We start from the raw sequence: 13,552 nt of genomic DNA on the forward strand, positions 1-13,552 counted from the left end.
GAAGTTCTCGGCGACATCTACCTGGGCAAGATCAAGAAGTGGAACGACCCGGCAATCGTCGCGTTGAATCCGAAGCTGAAGCTGCCGGATGACGACATCGCGGTCGTGCGTCGCGCTGACGGTTCCGGCACGAGCTTCATCTGGACGAACTACTTGTCCAAAGTGAACGCCGAGTGGAAGAGCAAGGTAGGCGAAGGTTCGACGGTCAACTGGCCGACGGGCACGGGCGGCAAGGGCAACGACGGCGTCGCCGCGTTCGTTCAACGCCTGCCGGGTGCTATCGGCTATGTGGAATGGGCGTACGCTAAGCAAAACAAGATGACGTATGTCGACTTGAAGAACGCGGCAGGCAACGTGGTCGAGCCGAAAACGGAAACGTTCAAGGCAGCGGCAGCAAGCGCGGACTGGTCGAAGTCGTTCTACCAGATCCTCACGAACGAGCCGGGCAAGGACGCATGGCCGGTTGTCGGCGCAACGTTCGTGTTGCTGCACACGACGCAGGACAAGCCCGCTCAAGGCACGGAAACGCTGAAGTTCTTCGACTGGGCGTTCAAGAACGGTACGTCGGCGGCTGATAACCTGGACTACATCTCGCTGCCTGATTCGGTTGTGGCCGAAATCAAGACGCAATGGAAGTCGAAGGTCAAGGACGCCGCGGGTAAGTCGGTCGTTCAGTAAGCTGGCCCGAGTAGAGTAAGCGGCCGGCAAGTTTGTAGTCCAGTACCAGTCTCACCGCGCGGCACCCGCCGCGCGGTTCATCCGAAGGTTCCCATGTCGGACATCAACCTCTCGTCGGCCCCGCCTGCCAGTGGCGTACAGCGCGCTCCGAGCCGCTTTGGCGACGTCATTTTCGGCGGCCTGACCCGGCTCGCCGCGGTCGTTACGCTGCTGCTGCTGGGCGGCATCATCGTATCGCTCGTCGTGGCTTCGTGGCCCACGCTCGAAAAATTCGGACTCAGTTTTCTCTGGAAGTCGGAGTGGGACCCGCAGACCGATACGTTCGGTGCGCTCGTTCCTATCTACGGCACCATCGCTACATCGATCATCGCGCTGATCATCGCCGTGCCGGTGAGCTTCGGCATTGCGCTGTTCCTGACTGAGCTCGCGCCCTCCTGGTTACGCCGGCCGCTCGGCGTCGCAATCGAGTTGCTCGCGGCCATTCCGTCGATCGTCTATGGCATGTGGGGCCTGCTGGTTTTCGCGCCCATCTTCGCGACCTATTTCGAAAAGCCGCTGGGCAAGCTGCTCGGCAACGCCTGGCTGATCGGCCGCTTCTTCCAGGGGCCGGCTATTGGTATCGGTATCCTGTGCGCCGGCGTGATCCTAGCGATCATGATCATTCCGTACATTGCGTCCGTGATGCGCGACGTGTTCGAAGTGACACCAGTCCTGCTGAAGGAATCGGCTTACGGCATCGGCTGCACGACCTGGGAAGTGATGTGGAAAATCGTGCTCCCGTTCACGCGGACCGGCGTGATCGGTGGCGTGATGCTTGGCCTCGGCCGCGCACTCGGCGAGACGATGGCGGTAACGTTCGTGATCGGCAACACCAACCTGCTCGATAACGTCTCGCTGTTTTCGCCTGGCAACAGCATCACCTCGGCGCTCGCGAACGAGTTCGCCGAAGCAAGTCCCGGCTTGCATACATCGGCTTTGATGGAACTCGGGCTGATCCTGTTCCTGATCACGTTCATTGTGCTGGCGATGTCCAAACTCATGCTGCTCCGACTCGAAAAAGGGGAGGGCGCCAAGTGAGCCAGCCGACCTTGCAGTTCCCCGGCTCCGGCAATCCGGAGCGCGAAGAAGCGACACGCATCAAGCTGCAGCGGCGTCGGCGCGGCACCAATGTCGTGGCGCTCGTGTTGTCGCTCGCGGCCATGGCGTTCGGCCTGTTCTGGCTCATCTGGATTCTGTTCACCACGCTCAAGCTGGGTATTGGCGGCCTGTCGATCGACATGTTCACGCAATCCACGCCGCCGCCCAATACCGACGGTGGTGGCTTGCTGAACGCGATTGCCGGCAGCCTGATGATGGTTGGGCTTGCCACGTTCATCGGCACCCCGCTTGGCATCCTGGCCGGTGTGTACCTCGCGGAATATGGGCAAAAGGGCTGGCTCGCCGCCGCAACGCGCTTTATCAACGACATCCTGTTGTCGGCGCCGTCGATTGTGATCGGCCTTTTCGTCTACGCGATCGTCGTGGCGCAGATGGGGCACTTCAGTGGTTGGGCGGGCGTGATCTCGCTGGCGCTGCTGCAGATCCCGATCGTGATCCGCACGACCGAAAACATGCTCAAGCTGGTGCCGAACGCGCTGCGTGAAGCGGCGTTCGCGCTCGGCACGCCGAAGTGGAAGATGATCGTCTCGATCACCTTGAAGGCGTCGGTGAGCGGTATCGTCACGGGTGTGTTGCTGGCTGTCGCCCGTATCACGGGGGAAACCGCGCCGCTGCTTTTCACGGCGTTGTCCAACCAGTTCTTCTCGTGGGACATGAACCAGCCGATGGCGAACCTGCCCGTCACGATCTACAAGTTCGCGATGAGCCCGTTCCCACAATGGCAAGCGCTCGCGTGGGCCGGTGTGTTCCTGATCACGCTCGGCGTGCTCGGCCTGAACATCCTGGCACGCACGATCTTTTCGAAAAAATAAGGCGGAGTGATTCCATGAACGCGGTCGAAACCGATATCAGCGCCCGGAATGCGAACCCGGCGAGTAACAACGCGAATGCAAATTCAGCCGAGCGCGGCGCGTCGCCCGGTGGCTTCAAACCGGCTCACCAGGCACCGCCGGTGGGTTCGATGAAGGCGAAGATCGAGGTGAACAACCTCAACTTCTTCTACAACAAGTTTCACGCGCTGAAGAACGTGAACCTGCGTATCCCCGAGCACAAGGTGACGGCGTTCATCGGTCCGTCGGGTTGCGGCAAGTCGACGCTGCTGCGCACGTTCAACAAGATGTTCGCGCTGTATCCGGAGCAACGGGCAGAAGGCGAGATCCTGATGGACGGCAGCAACCTGCTCGACGCCAACCGCGATATCTCGCTGCTGCGCGCGCGCGTGGGCATGGTCTTCCAGAAGCCGACGCCGTTCCCCATGTCGATCTACGACAACATCGCGTTCGGCGTGAAAATGTTCGAACAACTGTCGCGCTCGGAGATGGACGACCGGGTGGAATGGGCGCTGACCAAAGCGGCGCTGTGGAACGAAGTGAAGGACAAGCTTCAGCAGAGCGGTTACGGCTTGTCGGGTGGCCAGCAGCAGCGCCTGTGCATCGCGCGCGGCATCGCGATCCGGCCGGAAGTGCTGTTGCTCGATGAACCGTGTTCCGCACTCGATCCAATTTCGACGGGGCGTATCGAGGAATTGATCGCGGAATTGAAAAGCGATTACACGGTCGTCATCGTCACGCACAACATGCAGCAGGCAGCGCGTTGTTCGGACTACACTGCTTATATGTATCTGGGCGAATTGATCGAATTCGGCGATACGGAAAAAATCTTCATCAAGCCGTCCCGCAAGGAAACGGAAGACTATATTACCGGCCGCTTCGGCTGATTTAGCAAAATGGATCGCCCGGTTAGTCTTCCGGGCAGTCACACGGGCTAGAAAAGGACTTCAGGAGTAATACATGTCCGATAAACATTTGTCGAGCCAGTTCGACGCCGATCTGAATGCGGTGTCGTCGAAGGTGCTGGAAATGGGTGGTCTGGTCGAGTCGCAGATCATCAGCGCGATGCAGGCGCTGAATACCTTCGATATGGAAATTGTCGAACAGGTTATTCTCGCCGAACAGCGCCTCAATACAATGGAAGTCGAGATCGACGAAGAATGCAGCAATATCATTGCGCGCCGTCAGCCGGCCGCCCGTGATTTGCGCCTGCTCATGGCGATTTCGAAAACCATCACGAACCTCGAACGTGCCGGCGACGAAGCCGAGAAAATCGCGAAGCGCGTCAAGCGCATTAACGAAGACGGCATGGGACGTAACGTCAATATCGCCGAGATCAAGCTGTCCGGCGAAATGGCGGTGTCCATCCTGCGTCGCGCGCTCGATGCTTTTGCACGCCTCGACACGGTTGCGGCGGCGCAGATTGTGCGCGACGACAAAGCCATCGACGAAGAATTCCGCGCGTTCGTGCGCAAGCTGGTGACCTACATGATGGAAGATCCACGCATGATTTCGGCGGGGCTCGATTATCTGTTTATCGCTAAAGCGGTAGAGCGGATCGGCGACCATGCCAAGAACATTGCGGAATTCATTATTTACATTGTGAAGGGAACGGATGTCCGGCATGTGTCGCGGGATCAACTGGAGCGCGAAGCACTTAGCTGATCGTCATTTCGATCTTTCAAATTTACTTACGCGAAGAAGGTTACAGAGGTGCCGATGCCTAGCAGCATTCTCGTCATAGAAGACGAACCCGCAATTTCCGAATTGATCTCGGTGAATTTGCAGCACGCCGGGCATTACCCGATTCGCGCCTATAACGCGGAGCAGGCGCAAAATCTGATCAGCGACGTATTGCCGGATCTCGTCCTGCTCGACTGGATGCTGCCGGGTAAATCCGGTATTGCATTCGCGCGCGAGTTGCGTAGCAATGAACGCACAAAGCATATTCCGATCATCATGCTCACCGCACGCGGTGACGAGCAGGATAAAGTGCTCGGCCTCGAAATTGGCGCTGACGATTACGTCACGAAGCCGTTCTCGCCGAAAGAACTCATGGCGCGGATCAAGGCGGTATTGCGTCGCCGCGCACCGCAATTGACCGAAGACGTCGTCGCAATCAATGGGTTGCGTCTTGATCCGGCTACGCATCGAGTAGCGGCTAACGGGCATTCGGCTGATTCCGCCGGCGATATCAAGCTCGATCTCGGTCCGACCGAATTCCGCCTATTGCATTTCTTCATGACGCATCCTGAACGCGTGCATAGCCGCACGCAATTGCTCGATCAGGTTTGGGGCGACCATGTATTCGTGGAAGAGCGTACGGTCGATGTCCATATCAAGCGCTTGCGCGCCGCGTTAAAGCCCGCGGGATGCGATGCCATGATTGAAACCGTTCGCGGCAGTGGTTATAGGTTGGCCAAAAGCGCCTGAACTCGTGGCCCGATGCTGATGGCCCGATTCCATAGGCAGGTCCTAAAGCCCGGGCATTTAGCTCAATCTCGAACTAGTAACTCATGAATATCATCTGGACACGTTCCCTCGTGTCCCTCACGTTACTCGGGATATTGAGCGTGGTCATCGGCGCGCTGCTGGGCGTGCGCGTCGCGCTCTGCTTTGCGCTTTTCATGCTCGTGGTGCAAACGCTCTTCACCACGTTCCACACCCAGCGCCTGTGGCGCTTGCTTGACGCGCCCGTGTACGGCGAAGTGCCAAGCGCGCCGGGGATGTGGGGCGAAATCTATTACCGGTTGCACAAGCTCGCGAAGCGCTGGCATGCGCAGGTGCGTCAGGTCGAGCAGCAACATTCGCGCTTCATCCAGGGCATTCAGGCATCGCCCAATGGTGTGGTCATGCTTGACGACCACGACCAGATCGAGTGGTGCAACGCTATCGCGGAGCGGCATTTCGGGCTCGACGCCAAACAAGATCTACGCCAGCACATCACGCATCTTGTGAGGCAGCCGGATTTCGTCCGCTATCTTGCTTCACAGCATTTCGAAGAAGTGTTGCTAATGCGCGGCATGGGACCGACCCGGCAAAAGGTGTTGTCGGTGCAGGTGTTTCCTTATGGCGAAAATCGCAAACTGATCCTGACTAACGACATCACCGAGCTTGAAAGAACAGACTCCATGCGTCGTGATTTCGTGGCGAATGTTTCGCATGAGTTAAAAACGCCGCTGACGGTTTTATCGGGCTTCCTTGAAACCATGCGCGAATTGCCGCTCGATGAAAGCGATCGCGACCGGTATCTGGAAATGATGGAGCAGCAGTCGTCGCGGATGCAAAACATCGTGCGGGATCTTTTGGTGCTCGCCAATCTCGAAGGCGACGCCAAGCCGCCCAGCGACGAGCTGCTCGATATGCGTGCGGTATTGCGGCATCTTGAAGAAGACGCAGGGAATCTTTCAGGCGGCCGGCACAAGATTGTTTTCGATGTCGATGAATCTCTCACGGTGGCTGGGAATGAAACCGAGGTGTTCAGCGCGCTGGCGAATCTCGTCACGAACGCGATTCGATACACACCGGATGGCGGATGTATCGATGTATCGTGGAAACGCGTGCGTGATCGCGCCGTATTTTGCGTGCGCGACAGCGGACTCGGCATTCCCGCCGAACATATTCCGCGCCTGACCGAACGGTTTTATCGTGTGGACAGAAGCCGCTCACGCGACACGGGCGGCACGGGGCTAGGATTGGCGATCGTGAAGCACGTCTTGCAGCGCCATCTCGCCGACCTTGAAGTGACAAGCGAAGAAGGGCGAGGCAGTACCTTTTCAGTCACGTTTCCGGCGGTACGAACCGCGTCGAGAAAATCGATCGCGGTTTGAACGTTCAAGCAATCAAGGACAGAACTTCGCGAGCAGGCCCAACTGCGCATTGCGGATGGATTTACCGGACCTGCGCCGCCGATAATGCCCATCGCTTTGCATGAGCCAGGCGGACTGGTTATCGCCGAGAAAGACCGACAGGCCCTCGGCGATCACGCGTCGTTTCAAGCGCCGGTCATTCAACGGGAATGCCAGTTCAACTCGGCGGAAGAAGTTTCGATCCATCCAGTCAGCGCTGGATAAATACACGTTCTCGGCGCCTCCTGCATAAAAATAAAAGATACGGGTATGTTCGAGAAAACGTCCGACTATCGAGCGAACCGTAATATTCTCCGATAACTCCGCCACGCCCGGTTTGAGCGAGCACACCCCGCGCACGATCAAATCAATCTTGACGCCCGCCTGCGAGGCTTCGTACAGCGCGGCGATAATCGTCGGTTCAAGCAGCGCATTCATCTTCGCGACAATGCGCGCCTTGCGTCCGGCGCGCGCATTCTCCGCTTCGACACGAATGGCCTCGATCAGCTTCGGATGCAGCGTGAACGGCGCTTGCCAAAGTTCATGCAACTGCAATTCGCCGCCAATCCCGGTCAGTTGCTGAAACACGTGATGCACGTCTTCACATACCTGCTGGTTCGACGTCATCAACGCGAAGTCGGTATAAAGACGCGCCGTTCGAGGATGGTAGTTTCCTGTGCCGAGGTGCACGTAGCGCCTGAGCATCGACTTGCCGTTCTGCGACACGCGCCGCACGATCAGCATCATTTTCGCGTGGCACTTGTGGCCGACCACCCCATACACCACGTGCGCGCCCACGGCTTCCAGTTGCGACGCCCAGTTGATGTTCGTCTCTTCGTCGAAGCGCGCGAGCAGTTCCACCACCACGGTCACTTCCTTGCCGTTACGCGCCGCCTGCATGAGCGCGTCCATCAGCGGTGAATCCGTGCCCGTCCGGTAGATCGTCTGCTTGATCGCGACCACCTGCGGGTCCTTGGCGGCCTGCAGCAGCAATTCGAGCACCGGCTGGAAGCTTTCGTACGGATGATGCAAAAGCACGTCGCCCTGGTCGATGGCATCGAAGAGATTCGATGTATTCGCGAGCCGGCTCGGCACGGCAGGAATATGGGGCACGAATTTCAGGTCGGGCCGATCGACCATCTCGGGGAGTTGCATCAGCCGTACGAGATTCACGGGCCCATCTACGCGATAACAATCGCGGTCGTTGAGCTCACTTTCGTCGAGAAGACGCCGGATCATGTGCGCCGGCGTTTGCGCCGACACTTCCAGCCGCACCGCGTTGCCGAGATGGCGCGCGGGCAATTCGCCCTGCAGCGCGACGCGCAGATTGGTGATTTCGTCTTCGTCGACAAACAGCTCGCTATTGCGCGTGATGCGAAACTGGTTGCAACTGCGCACCATCAGATGCGGGAAGAGGGCATCGACAAAACGCTGCATCAGCGAACTGAGCAGCACGAAGCCATGCGGATAACCCGACAGCGCCTCGGGCATGCGCACGAGCCGTGGCAGCGCTCGCGGCGCCTGCACGATACCCATGACTGCCTGGCGCCCGAAAGCGTCCTTGCCTTCGAGTTCCACCACGAAGTTGAGGCTCTTGTTGAGCACGCGCGGGAAGGGATGAGCGGGGTCGAGTCCGATCGGCGTGAGCACCGGCAGCAACTCGTTCTGGAAGTAGTCGGATGCCCATTCGGTCTGCGCTGCGCTCCACGACTCATGTCCGTGGAAGTAGATCCCCTCGCTTTCCAGCGCCGGAAATACGGTGTCCTGCAGCATCGCGTATTGTTGATGCACGAGCCGGTGGGCGCGCTCGACCACAAGGTCGTACACGTGCTGCAGCGACATGCCGTCGGGGGACAGCGAGCCGGGATTGTCGCGCATCTGTTCCTGCATGCCGGCCATGCGGACTTCGAAGAATTCGTCGAGATTACTGCTGGTAATGCATATGAAACGGAGGCGTTCGAGCAACGGGACGGCGGTATCGGCGGCTTGAGCCAGCACGCGCTCGTTAAAACCCAGAATGCCCAATTCGCGGTTCAGAAGGGGGTAGCGTAACGACATCGATAGTTGCAACCAGTCAGGAAAGGCGGAATGTGCAAGGATCGCTTGGAACGGACCACAATATGATGACATTTTTATGAAATCGAAATGTCATCAATTTTTCGTAGGGGGCGGGTAAGGTCCATGTTGGAGAAATTCGGCTGCTCGTTCATTTCGTGCAATGCGCTGTGAATTAAAATTTTTCGCTGCTGCGTTGCAGTTTCGTGAAAAGCGTTAAACCCACGGGCTGCACTCGCGGTACGATTCGGGCCGGCTCAACCTACGGAATCTCTGGAAAATCGATGGTCAAAACACCTCATCTTTTGGCAGCCGTGGATCTCGGATCGAACAGTTTCCGGTTGATCGTCGGTCGCGTTGAAGAGACGCCGTCGGGCAGCCCGATCTATCAAGTCGATGCCTTGCGCGAGCCGGTGCGCCTTGCCGCCGGACTGTCGAGCGACAAGATGCTCGATCGCGCGTCGCAATTGCGCGGCTGGGACGCGCTCAAGCGTTTCGGTGAACGCCTTCGGGATTTTCATCCGGATCGCGTGCGGGCGGTCGCGACCAATACGCTGCGGGTCGCCAAGAACGCCGATGAATTCCTGGCGGAAGCGCAGAATGCGCTGGGGTTTCCTATTGAAGTGATTGCAGGGCGTGAGGAAGCGCGGCTTATTTACGCGGGCGCCGCTCACTCTGTGCCGGCGAATGCGGGTACGCGGCTGGTAGTGGATATCGGCGGGGGATCGACGGAATTTATTATCGGCTCGCATTACACGCCGATTCATATGGAAAGCCTGTATATCGGCTGCGTGAGTCATAGCCGGTTGTTCTTCGCCGCCGGCAATGTCGATGAATATTCAATGCGCCAGGCCGAACTCGCCGCCAAGCGCGAAATCGAGATTATTTCCAGCGAATACAAGCAGACCGGATGGGATCAGGCGATCGGATCCTCGGGTACGGCGCGGGCGCTGGCCGAGTTGATCGAAGCGAATGGTTTCAACGACGCGCACATCACGCACGGCATTTCCCGCGGTGGACTCGAGCGGTTGAAGAGGGCGCTGATCAAGGCCGAGAATGTGAACCGGCTGAAGTTGAACGCGTTGAAGGCCGATCGCATTCCCGTGCTGGCCGGCGGGTTGTCGATCATGCTGGGCGTGTTCGAGGAGCTGGGTATCGACTATGTGGATACCACCGACGGCGCGTTGCGGCTTGGGGTGCTCTACGACCTGCTAGGGCGTACGCAGCATCAGGATATGCGCACGGTGACCGTGGATGGGTTCAAGCGGCGTTATGCGGTCGATGGCGAGCAGTCGGATCGCATAGCGGGGCTGGCGATCCGATTTTATGAGCAACTGGAGTCGCGTGATGTCGATAGCGACCGGAAGCTTGAGAACCAGATGTTTTTGGGTTGGGCCGCGGCGCTGCATGAGATCGGGCTTTCCATCTCGCATAGCGGGTATCACAAGCACTCGGCTTATATTGCCAGTCATGCCGACATGCCCGGGTTTTCGCGTACCGATCAGGCTCGGTTGGCGGCACTGGTTTTGGGTCATGTCGGGAAGTTGGGCAAGCTTGCCCATGCGCGCGATATCGACTGGACTTTGCTGTTTTGCCTGCGGCTCGCAGCGCTCCTGTGCCGGCGACGTGCCGATGTCGAATTGCCCGCCATAGTCGTTTCTCTCGCCGCGGGCGGGTTCGATGTGAGGTTGCCCAATGATTGGGTCGCGCTCAATCCGCTTACCGACTATTCCCTGGTGCAGGAAGCAGCCGAGTGGGAAAAGATCGGGCGGCCGTATCGGGTGGTTTATACGGGAGGGTGATGTGCCCCGGGCGCCCCTCGGCCTCGGAATCGTGCGTTGTTTCTTATCGGTTTAGTTTGATTCGCACTCCGTACTACGCGAGCCTCCAGGCGTTTTGCGCGACGTCTCCTTTAAGTCTCTTACCTTCCTGCCGAGCGCGCTTCGCCATTTCGCTGTACGCGCTAGTCGGCCATGAAATGGCGCGCGTAGCGCGCACCGATTTCCGATATTCGCAGCAACGTCAGGAAGTCCGCCACGTTGAAATCCGGATCCCACGCCGGAGCGCCGCAGATCTTGGCGCCCAAACGTAAATAACCCTTCAGCAGCGGCGGCGGAGCCACCGTCGTACCCGTCTTTAATTCCTCCACCGGCAGGGCAGTGTGGGGAAACGCGCGGTAGTCCGGCGACGCCAACACGTCCTTCGCCAGGCCGGTATAGAGATCGGCCGCGTAGTGGCCACCATCCGCCATCGATACGCTCGCGCACCCCAGCATCGTCTCGTAGCCGTTCTGCTTCATGTACGCCGCCAACCCGCCCCACAACGACATGATCACCGCGCCGCTCCGATAATCCGCGTGCACGCATGAGCGGCCGACTTCCACCAGTTTCGGGCGCAAGTGCGCAAGCCGCGATACGTCGAACTCGCTCTCGGCATACAACCGACCCGCTCGCAACGCCTGATGCGGCGGCAAGACGCGATACGTTCCCACCACTTTCAGCGTATCCAGGTCGCGCACGAGAAGGTGGTCGCAAAATGCATCGAATGCATCGACATCCAGGCCCGCCGGACCACTCAGTTGCGCACCCATTTCGTCGGCGAACACGCGGTAGCGCAAACGCTGCGCTTCACGCAGTTCCGACTCGGAATGCGCCCACGATACCCGCAAGCGATGCGCGCCGGAAACCGTCTCGGCTGCGTGCGGCAAGCTCCGGCGTGACTCAAGGCCGGACCCGCTCATTCCGTTCGATGTACTTACAAAGGCAGGCGTCGGTTTCTGCATTGGCCATCCCTAAAATGGATTTGACTGGCGTTTTATCGCTAGTCGCCAATGTAAGGATTTTGAATGACGCTCACATGGCGTCAGAGTGACGATTCAATGAATCTATACCTCATCGCGTGTCACGGCCTCGGTTCTCCGTGAACTCGCGTGACCGGTCAATAGGCGGCGGTCAGTCGTCACGCACCGCCGGTCAATGGCCGCCCGTCACTCACCGCCGCTCACAGCAAATCGGGACTGGTTACCGCGCGCAGCACCACCTGTCCATCGCCGGCACGCGATCGGCCCTCGAACCACCAGATGCCCGCTTTCTTCATGCTCCATTCCGCCTCGTGGCCCGTCATCAACAGCGCGGCTACGCGCCCGAGCGTCGGCTGGTGTCCCACGATTACGACGGTTTGGGCAGGGCCGTCCGGCCAGTGCGCCGCATCGATCACGGCTTGCGCGCTCGCGCCCGGCGACAGTTCGTTCACCGTCTGGTAGCGATCGCCAAAGGCTTCGGCGGTCTGGACGGTACGCACGGCGGGACTGACGAGAAACAACGCATCGTCATCGATGCGGCTCCTCAACCACTTCGCGGCCGCCTGCGCCTGCTTTTGACCACGCGCAGTCAATTGCCGCGCGAGATCGCTTGCGGCCAGGTCCTGTGCCTCGGCGTGTCGCCATAGAATCAGGTTCATGAGTGCCTCCTTTGATTGTCAATTGCGCGGTTTCGCAATCCGAATCGCATATTTCGTTCCGACCAGTCACGTCTCACATTGTGCAATCTCACGCGATCAAACAGTTTTCGATGTCACCGACGTCCTTTTGGTTGCACGCGAGGCAGAAAAACGTTATGATCTTTGGCTTGTCGGAGCGTAGCGCAGCCTGGTAGCGCATCTGATTTGGGATCAGAGGGTCGAAGGTTCGAATCCTTTCGCTCCGACCACGTTTTAAAGAAAGGGGTCACGAGTTTTAACTCGTGACCCCTTTTCCATTGTGCGGGGAAATCTTGCGTCGAGCGTGAAGCTAAGTCCGGCCGATTAGTCCCGCGCGGGCCGTCCATGGACGATTCGCTTGGTCTGCATGGTTGTGGCGCGGGCGTTTGCCGTTTCCGTTTAGTCGCGAATGGCCGATATCGTTTAATCTCCTGCTCTCACTTGTCAAAACCGCATTCGTCTGCGGTCTGCTCATGCTACGTTTCGCCGTCCTGCTTGCCGTTTCCCTCTTGTTGGCCGCTTGTGCGGATAGTGCGTCGCCGCAGCGCACGCCGCCGCAGGATCCGGCCGATTACAAGGGTGTGCCTACCGATACCCGGCCGCCGGACATGATCATCGCGCCAAATGACCTCACGAAGCCGCAGTGAGGGCTTGTCCGGGCTTTCGTCGCTGAAAGCCTGCTGGTTCTCCAGCGTATAATTTGTCCATGAACAAGCCCGCAAACGCTCTGCATTCTCACGACCATTCCTCCGCCGACGCGCTTCAGGCCGCGGTTTCGATGGCCGACGATTATTGTCGTGAGCGTGGCCAGAAACTCACGCCGATCCGTCGCACGGTGCTCGAATTGCTGCTTACGTCCGGGCGGGCGACCAAGGCGTACACGCTGCTTGACGAGATGCGTGCGATGCACCCGAACGCGTCGCCGCCTACGGTTTATCGCGCGCTCGACTTCCTGTTGTCGGCGGGGCTGATTCATCGAATTGAGTCAATCAACGCATTCACCGTTTGTCACGATTTAACGCATTGCCAGCATGGCGTGTTGGTTGTTTGCCAGCAGTGTGGGCGCGTGACTGAGTTGCCGCAGCAAAAGCAGTTGAGACAGAGTTTGATGTCGCAGGTGGAGGCGAGCGGTTATCGGCTGGCCGGTGACGATATTGAGCTGAAGGGTGTTTGCCCCGCGTGCCAGGCGGCGGAGGATCCGGGCGCACATCAGGATGAGTGCGCTACGCACTAGGCGTTGGGGGGTAATGGGGTTAGGGCCGTTGAGGCGAAGCGTGTGCGCGCGATTGGTGCTTGAGGGGGGTGTTCGACTGCGGGTTAAATGTTTGGGGCCGGGCTACGTTCGTGCCAAAAACCTGACGTGAGCAACGACGACACTAAAAAATTGGCGGTTTAAAACGCGTTTCTTTGCTTCGTTTCTTTTCGCGTTTGAAAAGAAATGAAGTCCCGCCCCGGATAGGGGCTAACAGAAATAAGCAAGAAAATCCGACTTAAGCAGAACGACCA

At 58.7% G+C, this 13,552-nt stretch carries 13 protein-coding genes and 1 tRNA gene; 11 read left to right on the forward strand and 3 right to left on the reverse strand.

Translation table 11 applies throughout. The annotated features are described in order from the left end of the window. The 7 genes from pstS to phoR all read left to right on the forward strand — a co-directional run. Positions 1-678: phosphate ABC transporter substrate-binding protein PstS (pstS, locus tag WCA53_RS08575; RefSeq protein WP_423907981.1), on the forward strand; the 678-nt coding region annotated here is incomplete at its 5' end. Positions 679-771: 93 nt separating this feature from the next. Further along, on the forward strand, positions 772-1,755 hold the full coding sequence (pstC, locus tag WCA53_RS08580; RefSeq protein ID WP_423907984.1) for a phosphate ABC transporter permease PstC: 984 nt from the start codon (positions 772-774) through the stop codon (positions 1,753-1,755). Next, on the forward strand, positions 1,752-2,648 hold the full coding sequence (pstA, locus tag WCA53_RS08585) for a phosphate ABC transporter permease PstA (RefSeq protein ID WP_423907986.1): 897 nt from the start codon (positions 1,752-1,754) through the stop codon (positions 2,646-2,648). The genes pstC and pstA overlap by 4 nt, the downstream gene beginning before the upstream one ends. A gap of 149 nt (positions 2,649-2,797) precedes the next feature. Beyond that, complete coding sequence (pstB, locus tag WCA53_RS08590) at positions 2,798-3,553, forward strand: phosphate ABC transporter ATP-binding protein PstB (protein ID WP_423908007.1); 756 nt, start codon at positions 2,798-2,800, stop codon at positions 3,551-3,553. A gap of 73 nt (positions 3,554-3,626) precedes the next feature. After that, complete coding sequence (gene phoU, locus WCA53_RS08595; protein WP_423907988.1) at positions 3,627-4,331, forward strand: phosphate signaling complex protein PhoU; 705 nt, start codon at positions 3,627-3,629, stop codon at positions 4,329-4,331. Between the two features lie 54 nt (positions 4,332-4,385). Beyond that, the gene (gene phoB, locus WCA53_RS08600) at positions 4,386-5,099 is read left to right on the forward strand and encodes a phosphate regulon transcriptional regulator PhoB (protein ID WP_423907990.1); all 714 of its coding nucleotides are present in this window, start codon (positions 4,386-4,388) and stop codon (positions 5,097-5,099) included. Between the two features lie 83 nt (positions 5,100-5,182). Further along, positions 5,183-6,496 carry a phosphate regulon sensor histidine kinase PhoR gene (gene phoR / locus WCA53_RS08605; protein ID WP_423907992.1) on the forward strand — a complete coding sequence of 438 codons (1,314 nt, stop codon included), beginning with the start codon at positions 5,183-5,185 and terminating at the stop codon, positions 6,494-6,496. Between the two features lie 12 nt (positions 6,497-6,508). Here the strand turns inward: phoR and ppk1 are convergent, their stop codons facing one another. Further along, positions 6,509-8,572 carry a polyphosphate kinase 1 gene (gene ppk1, locus WCA53_RS08610; protein WP_423907995.1) on the reverse strand — a complete coding sequence of 688 codons (2,064 nt, stop codon included), beginning with the start codon at positions 8,570-8,572 and terminating at the stop codon, positions 6,509-6,511. A 281-nt stretch (positions 8,573-8,853) separates the two neighbouring features. On the opposite strand from ppk1, the gene ppx reads away from it, so the two are divergent. Further along, positions 8,854-10,371 carry an exopolyphosphatase gene (ppx, locus tag WCA53_RS08615; protein ID WP_423907998.1) on the forward strand — a complete coding sequence of 506 codons (1,518 nt, stop codon included), beginning with the start codon at positions 8,854-8,856 and terminating at the stop codon, positions 10,369-10,371. 161 nt (positions 10,372-10,532) lie between these two features. Here ppx and WCA53_RS08620 read toward each other — a convergent pair whose 3' ends face one another. Then, entirely contained in the window at positions 10,533-11,309 is a 777-nt protein-coding gene (locus WCA53_RS08620) for a GNAT family N-acetyltransferase (protein ID WP_423908009.1), read from the reverse strand. Between the two features lie 260 nt (positions 11,310-11,569). After that, positions 11,570-12,028: a phosphohistidine phosphatase SixA gene (gene sixA, locus WCA53_RS08625; RefSeq protein ID WP_423908001.1), complete on the reverse strand. Its 459-nt coding sequence runs from the start codon at positions 12,026-12,028 to the stop codon at positions 11,570-11,572. Between the two features lie 171 nt (positions 12,029-12,199). Between sixA and WCA53_RS08630 the strand changes: the two genes are divergently transcribed. From WCA53_RS08630 to WCA53_RS08640, 3 genes are all read left to right on the forward strand, one after another. Then, positions 12,200-12,276: transfer RNA gene (locus tag WCA53_RS08630), tRNA-Pro, on the forward strand. A 243-nt stretch (positions 12,277-12,519) separates the two neighbouring features. After that, entirely contained in the window at positions 12,520-12,693 is a 174-nt protein-coding gene (locus tag WCA53_RS08635; protein ID WP_423908003.1) for a hypothetical protein, read from the forward strand. Positions 12,694-12,752: 59 nt separating this feature from the next. Continuing rightward, a complete protein-coding gene (locus tag WCA53_RS08640; protein WP_423908005.1) occupies positions 12,753-13,280 on the forward strand; it encodes a Fur family transcriptional regulator in 528 nt (175 codons plus the stop codon). The last annotated feature ends 272 nt before the right edge of the window (positions 13,281-13,552 follow it).

This window comes from Caballeronia sp. (genome assembly GCF_049581465.1).
Lineage (GTDB): Bacteria > Pseudomonadota > Gammaproteobacteria > Burkholderiales > Burkholderiaceae > Caballeronia.